The sequence below is a fragment of the Paenibacillus sp. CFBP13512 genome (assembly GCF_005233705.1).
GTDB classification, from domain to species: domain Bacteria; phylum Bacillota; class Bacilli; order Paenibacillales; family Paenibacillaceae; genus Saccharibacillus; species Saccharibacillus nuruki.
Genome location: NZ_QGAD01000005.1, coordinates 138430 through 156911, shown reverse-complemented (window position 1 = coordinate 156911; position 18482 = coordinate 138430). Strand labels below are relative to the sequence as shown.

Here is an 18482-nt window from a genome sequence, read left to right as displayed (position 1 = left end):
CTCCCTAAATGATCATTATTGTATTTTTTGAATGCGGTCCCATTGGCTGATGATATCCGTAACACGAACACCAAAGTTTTCATCAATAACAACAACTTCGCCTTTAGCAATCAGTTTGTTATTTACAAGGATGTCTACCGGTTCACCTGCCAATTTGTCTAGTTCAATGATTGCGCCCTGAGACAATTCGAGGATATCTTTAATTTGCTTTTGGGTCCTACCTAATTCTACGGTTACTTTGAGCGGTATGTCCATCAATAAGTTCAAATTATTTTCATCCATGTTCGTCACAGACGGTGATTGGAAGTTTGCAAATTGAACAGGTTGAACATTAACCTCTCTTCCAGCCATACCACCATAATGCTGTGGAGCCTGTGGTGGATAAGCCTGAGGCGGGTAAGCCTGTGGTGGCATCCCATACCCTGGTGGATATTGCGGATACGGTGGGTAAGGCGGATATGGCTGTTCTGGCGCTCCGTATGGAGGCTGTTGGCTATAATCCGGTTGCATACCCGGCATACCTGGTTGTGGCATATTAGGCGGTGCCATAGGTTGCTGTGGAGCCTGTTGAGGTGGTACGGCAGCCGTAGGTGCTGGTGCGACTGGAACTTCTGGTTCGGCTACTGTTTCTTCAGCACCTCCATTAATTAATATATCTACCATATATTTAGCAAATTCGACTGTTAACAATTGCATAATTGTAGAATCAATCAAATCACCAATCAAAAGTCGGAATGAAATTTTGATTAAGGTCTCATCATTAGGCAACATCGTTACCCCTTGATCATTACTTACATCAAGGATATCAATTCCTGGTGGTGAAATATTAACAAAACGGTTAAAAATAGTCGACATCGATGTTGCTGAGGAACCCATCATTTGATTCATTGCTTCTTGAACCGCACTGATATGAATCTCATTCAACTCTTCGTCTTTTGGTTCTCCTTCGCCACCTAACATCAGATCGGCGATTACTTGTGCATCTCTTTTTTGAATCACTAATGAATTTATCCCTTGAAATCCATCTACATATTCAACATGAACAGCAACATGAGGTTTAGGGAACTCATTTTCAAACTCAGGACGTGTAATAATTCCTACTTGAGGAGTTGTAATATCTACCTTTTGTCCAAGTAGTGTAGATAATGCTGTTGCTGCACTACCGAAAGTAATATTACCAATCTCACCAAGAGCATCCTGCTCCATAGGAGTCAAAAAGTCGTCCACCGTTTTGACAGACGATGACGAAGAAGTATCTTCATCGCTTGCAGACTGCTTAAGCAAAGCGTCGATTTCTTCTTGTGACAAATAATCCTTACTCGTCAAATTCTTCCACTCCTTCACTCACAATTTCATCAATCTGAATAGCTACCCGGTCTTTTACTGTTCCCGGACTGCCAATAAATTTAACTTTATTTCCTATTTTGATCGATAGTGCATCATGTACAGGCTTGTTCAGTGAAATCACATCACCTATAGATAAGCCGATAAACTCCTGAATCGATAAATTAGATTCTCCTAACTCAGCAATAACAGGTAATGTAGCACGATTCACACGATGTTGTAGAGCTTCTACTTCTTCTGGAGCAGGCTCTTTCTTCTGAGAAACGAACCAGTGATGCGCAGATAACTTCGTCATAATCGGCTCAATAACCACGTGAGGAATACATAAGTTGATCATCCCTGTCGTGTCACCGATTTTGGTACTTAGTGAGATCAAGGCTATCGTTTCATTGGGTGAGACAATCTGCATAAATTGTGGATTCGTCTCTAATGCTTCCATTCGCGGTGTAAGATCGATCACCGTTTTCCAAGCTTCTTGCAAACTATCGAATGTACGGCTAAATACTCGCTCAATAATTGTCGTCTCGATCTCTGTCAACGCGTTTATTTTAGAAGGAGCATTCCCTACACCACCAAGCAAACGATCTAGCATTGCATAAGCAATATTAGGATGAACTTCCATGACCATTCGACCTTCAAGCGGTTCAGCTTCAAATATATTAAGTATCGTCATTTTAGGAATAGAACGAATAAACTCATCATACGGAAGTTGTTCTACCTGTACCACACTAATTTGAACAAAAGTACGAAGTTGAGCAGAAAAATAGGTTGTCAGATATCTGGCAAAGTTCTCGTGAATCCTTGTCAAACTTCGAATATGATCTTTAGAAAAACGGACAGCCCGTTTAAAATCATATGCTCTAACCTTTTTCTGTGTATCCTCTTTTTTCAGTTCTTCTGCATCCATCTCACCAGAAGAAAGTGCTGCTAAAAGAGCATCTATCTCATTTTGGGATAATACATCTACCATAATCTCACCCCCCTTGCTAGTTTATTTGTAATGAGGATCATCTTATTCCAAAATTAAATCGCACTTACAATAAAATTAGTGATCTCAATATCTACGACTTTACCTCCATCTTCTGGAAGAGAACTGTTAATCAATTTGAGTAACTTGTCATTTAGAGCATCTTTTCCTTTTGCTCCATTTAATGCATCAGGGTTCGTATCAGCAAGTGTTTTGATGATCAATGGTTTTACTTTCAAATCTTTGATCAATTCAAAAGCCTCTTTTGTTTTACCATCTTGAAGTTGGAAGGAGAAACTCATATTAACTACGTATGAAGGATCACCCAAGTTTGTTTTGATATCGTCTATTGTTGAAGAGACCTCGGCTATTTCAGAAGCTGTCATTTTAGACAAGGCTTCTTTTTCAGCAGCAGCTGCGGCGGCAGCACTTACGGGTTCTTTCTCTCCGAACATATTTCCCATTAAGAAATAGGCTACTACACCGATTAATCCTACTGCCAATACCCCGCTAACGAGCCAAGGTAGTAACTTTTTCATGATAATTCCTCCATATGCTGCACTTTAATAGTTCCTGTTAATGTGCCTATACTTTTGTTGTATTCGTGGATGAGTTTGTTTAATTGGTCTGCTTTTTCTAAAACGATAATTCGTTTGCCTGTAGTTAATGTGACATACGTATCAGGTGTTTCTTCGATCATCTCGATTAAGAGTGAATTAAGCCACATTGGCGAACCATTTAATCTTGTTACAGGGATCATTTTGCCCCTCCTCAAAAAATGTCCTTATACAGCAAAAGGATGAGAAGGATAATATCATCCTTCTCGAACCTTTCATTAATTATCGTTTCAAGTTAACAATTTCTTCAAGAATAGAATCAGAAGTCGTAATAATACGAGAGTTCGCTTGGAAACCACGTTGAGCGACGATCATTTCTGTAAATTCACTTGTTAAATCAACGTTAGACATTTCAAGCTGACCTGCTACGATTGCACCAGTACCCGTTTCAGCATTATTTGCTGTAGTTAGAGTAATTTCTCCATCTAAAATCGCATTTGGTGTTACACGATACAAGCTACCTCCGATTTTTTCCAAACCTTCAGGGTTAGTTACTTTAGCAACTGCTAAAGTCTGACCTGTAGCTGTTGTGCCATCTGCCAATGTGTATAATAATTGACCATTTTGCTGAATCGTAAATGAAGTTGCTTCTTCTCCAACAACTACAGGAGCGCCGTCACTATCGACTACAAAAGCTCCATCTGAAGTGACAAGGTTACGGTTAGCATCTACATGGAAGTCACCAGCACGTGTTAGATAAGGTACTTCTTGCTCTTCAGTCAATTTAACAGCGAAGAATCCATCACCATCTAGACGTAAGTCTGTAGGGTTATTTGTTGTTTGTGCACTACCTGCTAAGTGAAGAGTATCGATAGAAGATACTGATGAACCTAAACCGATCTGTTGAGCATTTACACCACCAGCTGTATCTGTAGGCGCTGAAGTTCCTTTAACCGTTTGACTCAAAATATCTTGGAACATTACGCGAGATTGTTTAAAACCTACTGTATTTACATTGGCAATATTATTACCAATAACATCTAATTTAGTTTGAAAGCCTTTCATACCTGAAATTCCTGAATATAAAGATCTTAACATTGTGTTTCCTCCTATGGATGTTCAATTAGTGGGATGAGACTGCTTCAGTCGGTCGGCTAGTCTCCTGACTTTCCAATAATGGTCCAAGTCAGCAATCAAATAATTACAGCACTGTCGATTTGAGTAAAAACGTTATCTTTCATTGATTTGCCATCCATGGCGGTAACAACGGTCCGATTGGGTACATTCACTATTAAAGCGACATTGTTTTGCATCAGAATCAGCGATTCTTTGGACCCTTTTGCAGCGGCTTTATCTATAGCCTGATTAACACTTTTCAACTGATCTGCACTAAGTTCGATTCCTCGTTGCTCTAATCGTTTAGAAGCATGATTGCTGAACTTTAGTAATTTGTTATCTAAAATATTTTGAAAGTCAGATGTTGACGTTTCATTGTTTACATTTTTGGTACGTCCCAGTAGACCGGAATTGAGATTAGTCGGATATAACTGACCTACTTGGATAGGACCACTCATGATGAACCTTCTTCACTGGCCGGTGTTGGTGTATCCGTTACAGGCTCTGGTGTTGTCTGTGTTGCTCCTGTAGGTGTACCTGCTTGTTCTCCTGAAGATTCAGTAGACGTTTCTTCAGTGGTAGGCGTAGGCACTGTTGCAGCTGGTTCAGTCGTTGTTGCCGGTGTTGTTGTTTCTACTGGTGCTGTTGGTGTCTCTGTTACGCCTGATGGTGTTGTTGGCGCCGGTGTCGTTGTAGCCGTATCAGGTTTGGCTGGTGTTGTCGTTGCATTAGCTGCTTCTACCATAGCAATAATACTAAGCGGAACAGCATTTTCTCCTACCTGCGCATATTGCACGCCAGCTTTCATAACAATCGATCCTACAACTCCGGATTGATATGTTGTTGTTTTCTCACCTGTTGCACTATCTGTTTTTTCTTCAGGCCAAGTGATTTTTTTACCGATCAATTGGGAAGAAGCTCCTAGTGAACTATCTACAGATGAACCTACAGAATCAATTTTTTTACCGATGTTGATCAACTGTTCTAATGAGGAGAACTGAGCCATCTGTCCGATAAATTCAGTGTTTTCCATTGGAGACATTGGATCCTGGTTTTTTAATTGAGCGACTAGAATCGTTAGAAACTGATCTTTACCTAACTCGCTTTTGTTTGTTTCGGCTGCTTTCTTTACATTACTTGCAGAGTAATTAGGCCACATATTGGATGTTGAAATTGCATCTGCCAATTAAATTCACCTCCGTTCGTTTATGCCTTAGCTACATAAGTGCTACCATAGTTGACTGTGCTCGATGCTGTAGCGGCTTTTGTTTCTTCACGCCATTCTTTCAACTCACCATTCAATTCAGCTGCAAGGATTGCATCATCATTCTGTTCTTCTCGTCCATTAGAACGTCGTCCAGACTGCTGTTGACCTGCACTCGAACCAAATCCCTGTCCGCCATTATACATTTGAGATTGCAATGAAGAACTTTGTGTTACCTCTAGCTTTTCAACTTGAAGTCCTTGAGATTGAAGCGCTGAGCGTAATTGAGACATTTGTTGATCCAACATATCTTTTGCCATATGCTTTTCAGTAATAAATTGAGCTAAGACTTGACCGTTTTGTATTGTAATTTTGACATCCACTTTACCCAAGTTTTCAGGATTCAATGAAATGGTTGCTTCAGAGATATCTTTGAATTGTTGGACATCTAATTTATTAACGATAAATTTACTCATTTCATCTGGAAAGTTCTGAATATTCACAGTTGTTGTTGGTACTACAACTTTTGCATTAGGTACGGCTTCCGCACGCATTGCAAATTGTCCTACTGTCATTACAACTGGTTCAGGTTGCTCATCCGCTTGATCAGACGCAGCTCCTTGCTCACCACTAGCATCTTTTGCAGCATTTTGAATAATGCTTTGTACTGCACCTTGTTCAGCAGCTTTCTTCGTTTCATCTACTACTGTGATCTGTGCCGCTGTATTTGCTTTCGCTTCATCTTTAGGGGCTGTAATGATAGCTCCTTGATTATTTACAGAAGTTGTCACTGCATCAGGTGTTTGAGTACTCGCTTTTTGCAACATCGTTTGTAGTCCTGTAAGCAATTGTTCTAGTTCAGGATTAGCTGCTTGTGTACCATTTTTGACAGCTTGTAAAGTATCTACAATTTGTGTCACAGCATCTGCTACTGCAAATCGAAGTGTTTCTGGGTTTTTAGCCAGATTGTTCATAGCGGATTGTGCTGTATCCAAAACGTTAGAAGCTGTTACGTCTTGTGCATCTGTTCCTTCTGTTGGAGATGTTGATTCTGAAGAACCTGATAAAACTTGTTGAACTTGTGTCAACCAACCTTGTAAAGATTGAACAAGAGCAGGATCTGTTGTAATGGCTTGATCCATATCTTGCAGTTTGTCTAGTAGATCGTCTAGAAGCTTACCTACTTTCTCCACTTGTTCCCCATTTGTTCCATCACCTGTGACATCAGTAGATTGTTGTCCACCAGAAATCATCGCCTGTAGTGTTTCTAATAAAGAAGCAGCAGTACCCATAATTCCAGAAGCCGTTTCTACTAATGGATTAGTTGGTGTACCATTTACTCCCATTACCTGTACAAGAGCTTGATTAAAGCCTGGAGCCGAAGTAACATTCGTACCTGATGCTTTGGTTGCCGTCATTGCGCCCGCATTACCTAATAAGTTTTGAAGTATCATACTCATTTATTATCACCTCCTTTAAGGAAAAGGTTAATAAGACAGACTTCCCAACTGTGACCTATATCGACACAATAGGAAATGCTTCCGACTCTATTCATCATTAGTTACCTAACAATTTATTGACGATCTGTGCAGTGCCTGTAGGATCTGTTGTAGACATTGCAGCCAAAATACTAGAACGTGTAGAATCATCCATTGTATTCAAAATTTGAAGCACTTTAGTCTGACTCACTTTAGCTGTTTGTAATAACAATGTTGCTGCACTGCTTGCTGGCATACTTGTAAATGTCTGAGCCATCGCTTCTGCATCTAATTTTGTACTAGAAGTAGACGCTGGTGTCGTCGCTACAGTAGGCGCATTCGCAGGTGTTGGTTTGGCATTTCTCAAAGCCAAAGATGTTTCTGCTGCTATTTTAGGATCCATTTTTTGCAAGATACCTGCTTGATCCGTAGCATTCATTTCATTTAAAATCAAAACCTGTTCATCTGTAGTCATGACTTGCATAATCGCTGCTGCTTTAGAAGAGCTCATCTCAGCATAGACTTTAGAAAGATTTTTGATCTGTTTTTGATATCCAGTAGGTGGAGCTGTACCCGCGGCTGCCGCAGTAGCATCCGCCAATTCTTTAGTTTTTTTCTCTTCTTCTAGTGTGTTGATAGTTGTTTGTTGTTTTGTATTTACCACATTTGCTGCATCCAATTTTTCTTTTAATGCTTTGACGGTTGCATCGTTGCTTTCAGTTTGAGTCGCACTTGCTGTTGTACTACTTTCTTTATCGGCAGAAGGCACCCAATTTTTCACTATAGGAATTTGGTCTAGTGTATTAAACATACTTTTACGTAAATCTACGTTGAATAACATAACGATTACGCCTACTAATACAAGGGTAAACAGAATTGGAGTTGCAATAAAAAGGAATCTTCCCATTCCACCTGATTCCTTTTCCACTTCCATTTCTGGACTTTTCTTCGCCACGGTAAACCTCCTTGAGCCAAACATACTTAATTCTAATTAGCGTCATACTGGTATCAATTGGTGTATATATTACTTGGAGTTCATTACATAACGCACTGTAGCCATTTCGTCGAGATCATTTTGCTCACGAACCATATGTTCATGAGTAAATTTAGTCTTTGCTTTATCTTTGGCTTGTAACCACACTTTTTCATCAACCATTTTTTCAGTTAAATGAAGTTTTTTGTGCTCCACTTCTACCTGAGCTTCACGAATATCGATAATTTTGCGTGAGATACATTGATCGAGATAAACGACATAACGTTGTAAATCTTGCAATTCAGAAATAGGCGCTCTATTTTCAATCGCTTGATTAATCATTTCCAACGTGCGGCCTTGATCTTCCAGCAGTTGATCTAATGTTTGTTCCTGTGCTTGTAGTTCTCCCAGTGCTGAAGATAATAGCCATTCTGCCTGGTTCTTTGCACTCGATTTGATATCAACAACTTTTTGAAAAGTATACTGGAATTTCATAAATTATCAGCTCCTCGCAAATTCGGCAATCATCTGTTCTTGTGCTCCAGAAAGTGTCGTTTTTTCATGTACTTTTTGTTTGGTGAATCTCCAGATATCTTGTATACGCTCAATCGCTTCATCAATATCAGGACTGGATCCTTTTTGATAAGCACCGATATTAATTAAATCTTCTGATTCTTTAAATACAGACATCAGTCGCTTGATATTATCTGCTGCATCTGTCTGCTCTTCTTCTACAATGTCTTTCATTACCCGGCTGATACTGGCTAATACATCAATCGCTGGAAACTGTCCTTTGTTAGCAATAGAGCGATTCAGCACGATATGACCATCCAAGATCCCTCTGACAGCATCGGCAATCGGTTCATTCATATCATCACCATCTACCAGTACGGTATAGAAGGCAGTGATAGAGCCTGTAGGTCCTGTACCTGCTCTTTCTAACAACTTAGGTAAGCCAGCAAATACAGATGGTGTATATCCTCTCATTGCAGGTGGTTCGCCGACAGCCAATCCTACCTCACGTTGAGCCATAGCATAACGAGTGACTGAATCCATCATAAACATCACGTTCATTCCGCGATCTCTGAAATATTCAGCTATCGTTGTAGCAATCAAAGCACCTTTGATACGAATGAGTGCAGGTTGATCAGATGTAGCCACGATAACGACAGAACGTTGTAACCCTTCTGGACCTAGATCGCGTTCGATAAAATCGCGTACTTCACGTCCACGTTCTCCAATAAGTGCAATTACATTCACATCTGCTTCTGTATTACGAGCAATCATTCCCATTAACGTACTTTTACCAACACCAGAACCAGCGAAGATACCTACACGCTGACCTTTACCTATGGTTAGCAGTCCGTCAATCGCTCTTACTCCTATACTGATAGGATCTTGAACTCTGGGTCTTGAAAGTGGATTAGGTGGTGTGTTAAAAGTAGAATAATGGGTCATTCTTGCTGGAATCAATGAACCATCTAAAGGTTGTCCTAATCCATCTAGCACTTTACCTAGTAATTCTGAACCTACTTGAACAGTAAGCGGCTTCCCTGTACCGACAACATCGCATCCTGGACCAATCGATTGTAATTCACCGAGTGGCATTAACAGAACTTTGTTATCCCGGAAACCAACTACTTCAGCTCGTAATGGAGCAATACCTTTTGTTGGATAGATATAACATACATCTCCAATGCTTGCGTCCGGCCCTTCAGACTCAACCATTAATCCTATCACCTGAGTCACTTTACCGTTGATACGAACCGGATCAAGTTGCTTTAAATATTCTAAATATCGTGAAGAATTAAGATCCTGCATTTCCATTCCCCCGCTCTTCATCATGAAGCGCTAAGCGAACCAATTCTTTTTTAATTTCGCTTAGTTGAGTATCAATACGAGCATCCACACTACCAAATGCTGATCGAATGACACAGCCGCGATCGGTTACCGTCGAATCCGGTAAGATTTGAAGTTCTGCTTGAGAGTCGATTGACAGTGTTAACTCTTCTCTAGCAGCATGTACAAAATCGAATTGACTTGGACTAATACACAATGTAATGACACCTTGCTCTCGCTTGCGAGCGAGTGTTCTTTTAATCAAATCAATCACATAATCTTCTTGTTCTTCAAGCTTTTTATTAATCACTTTTTCAGCTATACCACAACTCAAGTTTACTAAGAAAGGTTCTGCTTCTTGAATGATTTGCTCTTTGGCTTCATAAGCTTGACCAAGAACTGTCTGTGCTTCTTGCATCACTTCAGTCATATGAATTTGCATTTCAGCTTCGACACGTTCTCTTCCTTCTTCAAAACCTTCTTGAAAAGCTTGTACTTTAATCGCTTCAATCAAGTGCTCATCTTGCTGACGACGCTCTTCCCACCAAGCTGCAATCATTTCTTGTGCATTTTGGAGAATACGTTCTGCTTCTTCAGCCGCTTCGCGTACTTGACGTTCTGCAAATTCTTTGGCATCTGTTAACATTTCTTCTTTCAAGCGAACCGTATGCTCATCCACATGCGGTTGATCATAAGCATGTGAATGAGGAACAATATAGGATTCTTGATGATTTAGATCTGATTGTTTGTAATAATCACGGCTAAAGTCGAGCTTTTTAAGCACTTCCACCGGAGTGTACTGGGATGATTTAATCAAATTAGACAATGATATCATCTCCTCCACCGCGCGCTATGATAATTTCACCAGACTCTTCAAGTCTTCTGATAATACCTACAATACGAGTCTGAGCTTCTTCTACATCTTTCAAACGTACAGGACCCATGAATTCCATTTCTTCTTTGAATGTCTCCGCCATACGTTTGGACATATTTTTGAATACGGATTCGCGTACATCTTCGCTTGCCACTTTGAGCGCCAATTGAAGATCGGCGTTTTCCACATCCCGTACAATCCGCTGAATCGAACGATCGTCGATATTGACAATATCTTCGAAAACAAACATCCGTTTTTTGATTTCTTCAGCAAGTTCAGGATCTTGAATTTCTAGTGAATCCAGGATCGTTCTTTCTGTTCCTCGGTCAACACCATTCAAGATTTGAACAATCGATTCGATACCACCAGCATTTGTATAATCTTGTGTAACTGTTGCTGATAGTTTCTGTTCTAGTACACGTTCAATTTGTGAAATAACTTCTGGTGATGTACTGTCCATCATCGCAACTCTTCTTGCAACTTCAGCTTGCTTTTCTTGAGGTAACGAAGAAAGAATAGCTGCTGCTTGTTCGAATTGCAGATAAGACAATACTAGAGCAATCGTTTGTGGATTTTCATTTTGGATAAAGTTCAAAATCTGACTAGGATCTGCTTTACGAGCAAAATCAAATGGTCTTACTTGTAAAGTAGCTGTTAGTCTGTTAATCACTTCAAGCGCTTTATTTTCACCTAACGCTTTTTCAAGAATTTCTTTGGCGTAATTGATACCGCCTTGAGAAATATATTCTTGTGCTAAGCAAATTTGGTGAAATTCGGAAACTACCGAGTCTTTTTCACTACTTTCTACTTTGCGTACGTTAGCAATTTCGAGTGTTAATTGTTCTATTTCTTCATCACGTAGATGTTTAAATATTTGAGCCGATACTTCCGGTCCGAGTGAGATTAATAATATGGCTGCTTTCTGTCTTCCGTTAAGCGCCTGAGTACTTCCCTTTGCCATCGATTCACCTCTTATTCATCAGCAAGCCATGTACGTAATAAGTTAACAAATTCATCTGGTTTCTTTTTGGCAAGTGATTCAAGTTGTTTACGTACTTGACTATCATTCGTCAAGTTATCCAAACTAATCGAAGGAAGCTCAGTTACTACCGGTAACAGCATATCTTCTTCATAGTTTCCTGTTTGTTGTTGCTTACGACGACGGTAGATTACGAACACTACTGCTGCGATTACAAGTGCCGCAAGTGCTGCAATAATCCAAGTCATATTGTTAGCGAAAAATCCTTCATCTGTTGTATCTGTAACGAATGCTTGTGAGAACACATTTACTTTAGATGTTAAAGCAGCATCATTTGCTGCATAGGTCACTCCGTTTTCTGACAACGAAGTTCTAACGATACTTTCCAGCATACCTTTGACATTATCCAAAGTTGCTTGGTCTGCTGGTTGTCCAGGTAAAGGATCAATAGCAACGTTGATTGTTAGATCTTTTACAAAATAAGGACTGGATACAATTTCATTATGAATTTTGTTGACATCATAATTGATTGTACTTTGAGATTTTTCTGATTCATTACTACCTGATGATGAGCCACCTGGATAAGTTGGAGTATCTGTACCTCCTGTGCCAGCAACACCGCTATCAGGAGTCGAAGAACCGGTACTGCTTTCTTGGATCTGTTGAGCACTGATCTCGATGCCTTTCATATTTTCAACATCGACAGGCTCTACACGATCTTCTTTTGAATTTTTTTGATCAAAATTCAAGTTCGAAGCAACCAGTACATTTACCCGTTCAGGTCCTAGCAATCTTCCCAAAAACTGTCTTACATTATTTTCAATATCAGCTTCATACTTTTTCTGTAAAGCCATGTTTTCTTGCACTGCACCTGCAAGTCCAGAAGGACCGCCACCTTTAACAGTGGATACTAATTCGCTACCGTCTGTACCATTTGTGATAGTAATATTCACAATCGGTAAGTGAGGAACAGCTGTACTTACTAAGTTATAGTACCCGTCGATAGCTTCTTGCGTCACACGAAAACCTGGCTTGAACTGCATCACTACGGAAGCTGTCCCTGTGTCTTCATCTTCTGTGCTAGCAAAAAGGCTCTCTTGTGGCAAATTCACTAATACTTTTGCATTGCTTACTCCGTTCATTTGTTTAAGCAATTGTGATACTTCACCATTCAAAGCGTTATTATATTTTACGTTAAACTCATTATCTGTCATACCAATAGCAGAAGAACTAGCGTTAAATTCGCTAAATCCGATCGTTCCGTTCTGCATCAACCCTTGCGATCCTACAGCTACTTTTGCTTTAGCAGCACTTTCACTCGCTACGGAAATACTCGTACCATCTTGATTTAACTGGTAAGGAATACCTTGTCCTTCCAAGTATTCCATAATCGCAGCCGAGTCTGTAGAATCTAAATTCTGAAATGCTACTTCATATTGCACTTTAGAAAACTGAATTGTTAGTACAACAATAGCTAGAATAATAAACGCCAGCGTTGAGATTAGTAATATTTTTTGGTTTTTATTAAAATTCTTCCAGTATTGGACAAGTTTATCTCTATACTGGGCAACTCTCTCATTCACACTGTCACCCCACTCGAAACTATGCTATGAAACATATAATTGATTACAATTGCGTACGCATGATTTCTTGATACGCTTCAAGCGCTTTGTTACGAACTTGAGAAACCATTTGTAGACTCAGTAGCGATTTCTCGGCAGCGACCATGACTTGATCAACATCCACTTGTCCTAAAATGAATTTGTCGTTCATCTGGTGAACTGTTTTCTCCTGTTGTCCAACTTGATTCATAGCATCTTCTAAGTAAGAACCAAATTGTTCCATCGCTTCACCAGGTGTTGCTTTGGCTTGCGTTGTCATTCCCGTCGTCATCTTTAAAGGGGATGCAGCATTGAACATTGTGTTCTCTATCATTATTTACCCCGCCTTTCTATCTTTGATCGTTTATTTACCAATTTGTAGTGCTTTGGTAATCATTGCTTTAGAAGCATTGAGTGCAGTTACGTTAGCTTCATATGAACGCGAAGCTGATATCATGTCCACCATTTCTTTTAAATTATCGACGTTTGGCATTTTCACATAGCCGTCTTTGTCTGCGTCTGGATGAGTCGGATTATATACAAGTTTGAAAGGTTCTGGATCTTCTTGAATCGCTGAAGCTTTAACACCGTTAATTCCGTTGCGGCTTCCATTCATTGCGGAATCAAGTGTATCTGAGAAAGAAGGTTTGTTTGTTGACAACACAACTTCTTTACGACGGTAAGGAACAGCTTCACCATTGACGACTTGAGCTCTTGTTGTCTCTGCATTCGCAATATTAGAGGAGACGACATCCATCCGAAGTCGTTGTGCGGTTAAAGCAGAAGCGCTAATATCAAAACTGCTACTAATTCTCATGGATTAGCTTCCTCCCTGAATAGCGGTTCGCATCATTTTAATCTGATGATTAATTTGTTCAATATAAGCATTGTAACGAAGTTGGTTTTCAGCAAGATTGCTCATTTCTACATCCATGTCCACATTGTTTAAGTTGTTATTCATGACTGTGCTTTCGTTGCTAGTGACCATTGCTTGAGGAATAGAATTTGTATTACCTAATTGAAAATGTCTTTTATCTTCAACTTTACCACTAAATGGCATCTGAGAATCATCCATTTGGCTTTTAAGCATATTTTCAAAAGATACATCTGATCTTTTAAAATAAGGAGTATCTGCATTGGCAATGTTATTTGAAATAACTTGCTGTCTGAGTGTAGCTGCTCCCATTGCTCCTTCTAATCTTTTAAATCCAACATCATTTAAAAGGTTCATTGACATCACTCCTTTCAATATCCATGCTGATCTGGAAAGTAAATTCCATATTTTTATCATAATTCCTTTTTTTTCGACAAAATCATTGCAAATCATGTTCGTAGTTAAAGTTGTTTTGTGCGTCATTCTTCCTAAAATCTTATACCATAAGTTTCCTAGAGAATTGGACATAACACAATGAGAATAAAGCCCTATCTTTTGACAAAAACTGAGTCTTTTTGTCTTGTTTTAAAAAAATTCTTCCAAATTACATGAAGAAAATACCATTTAAGATGAATTAAACCATGTAATTTTTGTCGATTATGCACGAAATTAACTAACTTAACTTTTAAAGGTTTTATTTAATTTTAAATATTTTAGGTCTTTTATCATCTATAGCGTCCTGATAAAAATTAAGAAGATTAGTTAATTGAACAACTTTTAGCACGATTTAGCGACATATAGCCTAGTGCATATTACTTACTGAAAAATAATTTTTTAAGGTTTTGTGAATTTTATTTCATTTATCCATTTTATTTTTGACTAAATGTGCTTTTTAGAGAATAGTGCATGCTGGGGAAAAAGAATTTGCATGTTTGCGAAAATGAATCAATCATAACGTATTCATTGTAAATTGGCTAGTATAATATATACGTGTTCTTTACTATATCGGATCATCTCAACTGTTCTTGTACTGTGTTTTTCTTTCTGTACTCATCATACAACTTTCGCGAGTATGAAAATATAGGAAAAAGGCGGGGAACTTTGAGAAACAGTACCCCACCTTTTTCCTAAAAAGATGATTTCCTATTCAATTTTAGTCTTTAGCGACTAGTACAAGTACTATAGCCATAGAAATTTACAGAATATACTGACTCAAATCTCTGTTTTGAGCAATTTCTCTTAATTTCTCTTGAACATATTGAGGGGTAATAATCATTTTTTCTAACGTCAATTCAGGTGCTTCAAAAGATAAATCTTCAAGCAGTTTTTCCAAAATCGTATGCAATCGACGTGCACCAATATTTTCAGTATTCTGATTAACAGCTGCGGCGATCGAAGCAATCTCACGGATCGCTTCAGCAGAAAATTCTAATTCTATATTTTCTGAACGTAAAAGATAAATGTATTGTTTTGTTAACGCATTTTCAGGCTCTGTTAAAATATTTACAAAGTCTTCTAAAGTTAAACTATCCAATTCTACCCGAATCGGGAAGCGTCCTTGTAATTCAGGAATCAAATCTGAAGGCTTGGACGTATGGAAAGCTCCAGCTGCGATAAATAAAATATAATCGGTTTTGACCGGACCATATTTGGTCATAATGGTAGAACCTTCAACGATTGGAAGGATATCGCGTTGTACCCCTTCTCTCGAAACGTCAGGTCCTGTACCACGTCCAGAACTGGTTACTTTATCAATCTCATCGATAAAAATAATACCAGTCTGTTCTGCACGACGTAGCGACTCTTGATTCACATCGTCCATGTCCATCAATTTATTCGCTTCTTGTTGCGTTAATATTTTACGAGCATCTTTAATCGGGAGTTTACGTTTTTTTGTTTTTTTAGGTAAAAAGCTACCTAACATTTCTTGCATATTCATGCCCATTTGATCATTGCCTTGACCTGCAAACATATCCATTAAAGAAGGCATAGAATCTTCAACTTCAACTTCAATCACATCGTTTTCTAACTTGCCTGCCAACAGATCAAAACGCACTCTACGTCTTTTATCTTGAATCGAACCCTCTTGTTCAAAATTCGTCTGAGGTTCTTCAGGCTGACTTTGATTACCAAATAGCATTTCAAGCGGATTACGTTGTGATTTATTTTTAAAACCAGAAGGTACTAGGATTTCGACGATACGTTCATTCGCCATTTCTTCTGCTTGATCTTTTACTTTTTCAGTACGTTCTAATTTCACCATACGAATAGCTGTTTCTACTAGGTCGCGTACCATAGATTCAACATCTCTTCCTACATAACCTACTTCAGTAAACTTGGTTGCTTCTACTTTAATAAACGGAGCATGAACCAACTTCGCTAAGCGACGAGCAATTTCTGTTTTACCTACACCTGTTGGACCGATCATTAAAATATTTTTAGGTACGATCTCATCCTGCATATTTTCCGGTAATAGGCTACGACGATAACGATTACGAAGTGCGACCGCAACTGATTTTTTAGCGTTTTTTTGTCCAACAATATACTTATCCAATTCGGTAACTATTTCTCTAGGGGTCAAAGCAGTGGTTGTCATGATCTTACCTCCATATCGATAAAAGTAGTGAACTGATATTAATGATCATTATTAAACAAAGATACGATTATATAAAAACCGGTGCTTCGTCGCACCTGTTACTAAAGTACGCAGTAGCACCGGTCCCTCTTACAATTCTTCTACAATAATATTATCATTCGTATATACACAAATCTCCGCAGCGATATGCAAAGAGGCTTCTACGATATCTTTAGCTTCCATATCTTTACTATGACGTTTAAGTGCACGAGCCGCAGACAATGCAAAATTGCCTCCAGAACCGATAGCAATCACATCATCGTCAGGTTCAATGATTTCTCCGCCACCTGAAATCAATAAAATTCCACTTTGATCCATAACGATCAATAAAGCTTCTAGTTTGCGAAGTACACGATCAGAACGCCATTCTTTCGCTAGCTCTACAGCAGCACGTTGCAAATTACCATGATGTTCTTCAAGCTTTTCTTCAAACTTTTCAAACAACGTAATCGCATCAGCTACAGAACCTGCAAATCCAGCGAGTACTTGTCCGCGATAGAGGCGACGTATTTTTTTGGCATGTTGCTTCATAATAACATTTTGTCCGAATGTAACTTGACCGTCACCCGCGATAGCTGCTTTACCATTGTGACGAACAGCACATATCGTTGTAGCGTGAAATGAGAGATCCATTTATACTTCCCCTCCTTTACATAGTCAAACGTTAATTATTGTGTAACTTCTGATGGCTCTAGCTCAAAAAATGTTTTAATACTTTCTAAAGCTTGATGCGCCAGCATTTCGTTTTTCTCTTTTTTATTACGAATACGTTTTTCTGGTTTAGGTAGCAGACCAAAGTTCGCATTCATCGGTTGGAAATGATCTGGATCAGCATGTGTAATATAGTGAGCCATACTTCCTAGTGTACTCTCCAAAGGTAAATGAAGCAATTCTTGCCCTTTAGCTAGACGTGCTGCGTTCATACCTGCTATCAATCCAGATGCCGCAGATTCTACATATCCTTCTACACCTGTCATTTGTCCAGCAAAGAAAATACGATGATCATTTTTAAGCTGATACGTATCTTCTAACAGTCTAGGCGAATTGATAAATGTATTACGGTGCATTACTCCAAAACGAACGTATTCCGCATTTTCAAGACCAGGAATCATTGAAAATACACGACGCTGCTCGCCCCATTTCAAATGCGTCTGGAATCCAACTAGATTATATAACGTACCTGCTGCATTATCTTGACGCAATTGAACAACTGCATAAGGTAATTCACCTGTATGAGGATTAATTAAACCTACAGGTTTCATCGGTCCAAATAAAGCGGTTTGTCTACCACGTTTCATCATCACTTCAATAGGCATACAACCTTCAAAATAGATTTCTTTTTCAAAATCTTTTAATTGAGCAGTTTCTGCTTCGATCAGTGCTTCATAAAACGCATTAAACTCTTCTTCATTCATCGGACAGTTCAGGTAAGCGGCTTCACCTTTATCATAACGTGAAGCTAAGTAGACTTTATTCATATCAATAGAATCTTTTTCAACGATAGGTGCCGCAGCATCATAGAAATAGAAATATTCTTCACCTAATAAAGCTTGAATTTGCTGTGACAATGCAGGTGAAGTTAGAGGACCTGTAGCAATAACTACAATACCGTCTGTAGGAATTTGTTGTAATTCTTCATTGACTACAGTCACCAACGGATGGTTATGCAGAGTAGATGTAATTTCGCCGGAGAACCCATCACGGTCTACAGCAAGAGCTCCTCCTGCTGGAACAGCATGACGATCCGCTGCTCCAAGTACCAAAGAGTTCAGCATACGCATTTCTTCTTTCATTACCCCTACTGCATTTGCTAATGTATTCGAACGTAATGAATTACTACATACCAATTCTGCAAATTGATTTGTATGATGCGCTGGTGTTTTTACAACAGGACGCATTTCATATAAAGTGACAGGCACACCTTGACTTGCGATTTGCCAAGCCGCTTCACTACCTGCAAGTCCTGCCCCAATAACCGTTACTTTTTGAATATCTGACACAATAAAAAACCTCCTGCATAATGCACTTAATCTAAATAGTT

20 protein-coding genes are annotated in these 18482 nt (G+C 39.0%); all 20 read right to left on the bottom strand.

Features of this window, described 5'->3' with window-relative positions:
* Positions 1–15 precede the first annotated feature (15 nt).
* The gene (fliY, locus tag PaeCFBP13512_RS09435; RefSeq protein ID WP_137222712.1) at positions 16–1326 is read right to left on the bottom strand and encodes a flagellar motor switch phosphatase FliY; all 1311 of its coding nucleotides are present in this window, start codon (positions 1324–1326) and stop codon (positions 16–18) included.
* A complete protein-coding gene (gene fliM / locus PaeCFBP13512_RS09430; RefSeq protein WP_069327374.1) occupies positions 1316–2314 on the bottom strand; it encodes a flagellar motor switch protein FliM in 999 nt (332 codons plus the stop codon). The genes fliY and fliM overlap by 11 nt, the downstream gene beginning before the upstream one ends.
* Positions 2315–2367: 53 nt before the next feature.
* Entirely contained in the window at positions 2368–2850 is a 483-nt protein-coding gene (locus PaeCFBP13512_RS09425; RefSeq protein WP_069327375.1) for a flagellar basal body-associated FliL family protein, read from the bottom strand.
* Positions 2847–3071: a flagellar FlbD family protein gene (locus PaeCFBP13512_RS09420; protein WP_069327376.1), complete on the bottom strand. Its 225-nt coding sequence runs from the start codon at positions 3069–3071 to the stop codon at positions 2847–2849. The genes PaeCFBP13512_RS09425 and PaeCFBP13512_RS09420 overlap by 4 nt, the downstream gene beginning before the upstream one ends.
* 79 nt (positions 3072–3150) lie before the next feature.
* Positions 3151–3966, bottom strand: coding sequence for a flagellar basal body rod protein FlgG (gene flgG / locus PaeCFBP13512_RS09415; RefSeq protein ID WP_137222710.1), 816 nt, complete (start codon positions 3964–3966; stop codon positions 3151–3153).
* Positions 3967–4061: 95 nt separating this feature from the next.
* A complete protein-coding gene (locus tag PaeCFBP13512_RS09410) occupies positions 4062–4442 on the bottom strand; it encodes a TIGR02530 family flagellar biosynthesis protein (protein WP_137222708.1) in 381 nt (126 codons plus the stop codon).
* Complete coding sequence (locus PaeCFBP13512_RS09405; protein ID WP_241669337.1) at positions 4439–5170, bottom strand: flagellar hook capping FlgD N-terminal domain-containing protein; 732 nt, start codon at positions 5168–5170, stop codon at positions 4439–4441. The genes PaeCFBP13512_RS09410 and PaeCFBP13512_RS09405 overlap by 4 nt, the downstream gene beginning before the upstream one ends.
* 20 nt (positions 5171–5190) lie before the next feature.
* On the bottom strand, positions 5191–6648 hold the full coding sequence (locus tag PaeCFBP13512_RS09400; RefSeq protein WP_137222706.1) for a flagellar hook-length control protein FliK: 1458 nt from the start codon (positions 6646–6648) through the stop codon (positions 5191–5193).
* Positions 6649–6745: 97 nt separating this feature from the next.
* Positions 6746–7621: a MotE family protein gene (locus PaeCFBP13512_RS09395; RefSeq protein WP_161594246.1), complete on the bottom strand. Its 876-nt coding sequence runs from the start codon at positions 7619–7621 to the stop codon at positions 6746–6748.
* Between the two features lie 69 nt (positions 7622–7690).
* A complete protein-coding gene (gene fliJ / locus PaeCFBP13512_RS09390) occupies positions 7691–8134 on the bottom strand; it encodes a flagellar export protein FliJ (protein WP_069327382.1) in 444 nt (147 codons plus the stop codon).
* 6 nt (positions 8135–8140) lie between these two features.
* Positions 8141–9460 carry a flagellar protein export ATPase FliI gene (gene fliI, locus PaeCFBP13512_RS09385; RefSeq protein ID WP_069327383.1) on the bottom strand — a complete coding sequence of 440 codons (1320 nt, stop codon included), beginning with the start codon at positions 9458–9460 and terminating at the stop codon, positions 8141–8143.
* The gene (locus PaeCFBP13512_RS09380) at positions 9447–10304 is read right to left on the bottom strand and encodes a FliH/SctL family protein (protein WP_137222702.1); all 858 of its coding nucleotides are present in this window, start codon (positions 10302–10304) and stop codon (positions 9447–9449) included. The genes fliI and PaeCFBP13512_RS09380 overlap by 14 nt, the downstream gene beginning before the upstream one ends.
* Positions 10297–11313 (bottom strand): flagellar motor switch protein FliG, encoded by a 1017-nt coding sequence (fliG, locus tag PaeCFBP13512_RS09375; protein WP_137222700.1) that lies wholly within the window; start codon positions 11311–11313, stop codon positions 10297–10299. The genes PaeCFBP13512_RS09380 and fliG overlap by 8 nt, the downstream gene beginning before the upstream one ends.
* 11 nt (positions 11314–11324) lie before the next feature.
* Positions 11325–12914, bottom strand: coding sequence for a flagellar basal-body MS-ring/collar protein FliF (fliF, locus tag PaeCFBP13512_RS09370; RefSeq protein ID WP_137222698.1), 1590 nt, complete (start codon positions 12912–12914; stop codon positions 11325–11327).
* A 43-nt stretch (positions 12915–12957) separates the two neighbouring features.
* Positions 12958–13266 (bottom strand): flagellar hook-basal body complex protein FliE, encoded by a 309-nt coding sequence (gene fliE / locus PaeCFBP13512_RS09365; protein WP_137222696.1) that lies wholly within the window; start codon positions 13264–13266, stop codon positions 12958–12960.
* 30 nt (positions 13267–13296) lie between these two features.
* The gene (flgC, locus tag PaeCFBP13512_RS09360; protein ID WP_137222694.1) at positions 13297–13749 is read right to left on the bottom strand and encodes a flagellar basal body rod protein FlgC; all 453 of its coding nucleotides are present in this window, start codon (positions 13747–13749) and stop codon (positions 13297–13299) included.
* A gap of 3 nt (positions 13750–13752) precedes the next feature.
* A complete protein-coding gene (flgB, locus tag PaeCFBP13512_RS09355; RefSeq protein WP_069327389.1) occupies positions 13753–14163 on the bottom strand; it encodes a flagellar basal body rod protein FlgB in 411 nt (136 codons plus the stop codon).
* 838 nt (positions 14164–15001) lie between these two features.
* On the bottom strand, positions 15002–16402 hold the full coding sequence (gene hslU / locus PaeCFBP13512_RS09350; protein ID WP_069327390.1) for an ATP-dependent protease ATPase subunit HslU: 1401 nt from the start codon (positions 16400–16402) through the stop codon (positions 15002–15004).
* A gap of 129 nt (positions 16403–16531) precedes the next feature.
* Positions 16532–17074, bottom strand: a complete 543-nt coding sequence (hslV, locus tag PaeCFBP13512_RS09345) for an ATP-dependent protease subunit HslV (protein WP_069327391.1) — start codon at positions 17072–17074, stop codon at positions 16532–16534.
* Positions 17075–17109: 35 nt separating this feature from the next.
* A complete protein-coding gene (gene trmFO / locus PaeCFBP13512_RS09340) occupies positions 17110–18441 on the bottom strand; it encodes an FADH(2)-oxidizing methylenetetrahydrofolate--tRNA-(uracil(54)-C(5))-methyltransferase TrmFO (RefSeq protein ID WP_069327392.1) in 1332 nt (443 codons plus the stop codon).
* Positions 18442–18482 lie beyond the last annotated feature (41 nt).

What these genes read in the sequence shown, in the direction of transcription:
- fliJ (WP_069327382.1), bottom strand. Translation starts at nt 8,134, where the DNA reads ATGAAATTCCAGTATACTTTTCAAAAAGTTGTTGATATCAAATCGAGT.
- fliG (WP_137222700.1), bottom strand. Translation starts at nt 11,313, where the DNA reads ATGGCAAAGGGAAGTACTCAGGCGCTTAACGGAAGACAGAAAGCAGCC.
- fliM (WP_069327374.1), bottom strand. Translation starts at nt 2,314, where the DNA reads ATGGTAGATGTATTATCCCAAAATGAGATAGATGCTCTTTTAGCAGCA.
- hslU (WP_069327390.1), bottom strand. Translation starts at nt 16,402, where the DNA reads ATGACAACCACTGCTTTGACCCCTAGAGAAATAGTTACCGAATTGGAT.
- flgB (WP_069327389.1), bottom strand. Translation starts at nt 14,163, where the DNA reads ATGAACCTTTTAAATGATGTTGGATTTAAAAGATTAGAAGGAGCAATG.
- hslV (WP_069327391.1), bottom strand. Translation starts at nt 17,074, where the DNA reads ATGGATCTCTCATTTCACGCTACAACGATATGTGCTGTTCGTCACAAT.
- flgG (WP_137222710.1), bottom strand. Translation starts at nt 3,966, where the DNA reads ATGTTAAGATCTTTATATTCAGGAATTTCAGGTATGAAAGGCTTTCAA.
- PaeCFBP13512_RS09420 (WP_069327376.1), bottom strand. Translation starts at nt 3,071, where the DNA reads ATGATCCCTGTAACAAGATTAAATGGTTCGCCAATGTGGCTTAATTCA.
- PaeCFBP13512_RS09410 (WP_137222708.1), bottom strand. Translation starts at nt 4,442, where the DNA reads ATGAGTGGTCCTATCCAAGTAGGTCAGTTATATCCGACTAATCTCAAT.
- fliE (WP_137222696.1), bottom strand. Translation starts at nt 13,266, where the DNA reads ATGATAGAGAACACAATGTTCAATGCTGCATCCCCTTTAAAGATGACG.
- fliI (WP_069327383.1), bottom strand. Translation starts at nt 9,460, where the DNA reads ATGCAGGATCTTAATTCTTCACGATATTTAGAATATTTAAAGCAACTT.
- flgC (WP_137222694.1), bottom strand. Translation starts at nt 13,749, where the DNA reads ATGAGAATTAGTAGCAGTTTTGATATTAGCGCTTCTGCTTTAACCGCA.
- PaeCFBP13512_RS09425 (WP_069327375.1), bottom strand. Translation starts at nt 2,850, where the DNA reads ATGAAAAAGTTACTACCTTGGCTCGTTAGCGGGGTATTGGCAGTAGGA.
- PaeCFBP13512_RS09400 (WP_137222706.1), bottom strand. Translation starts at nt 6,648, where the DNA reads ATGAGTATGATACTTCAAAACTTATTAGGTAATGCGGGCGCAATGACG.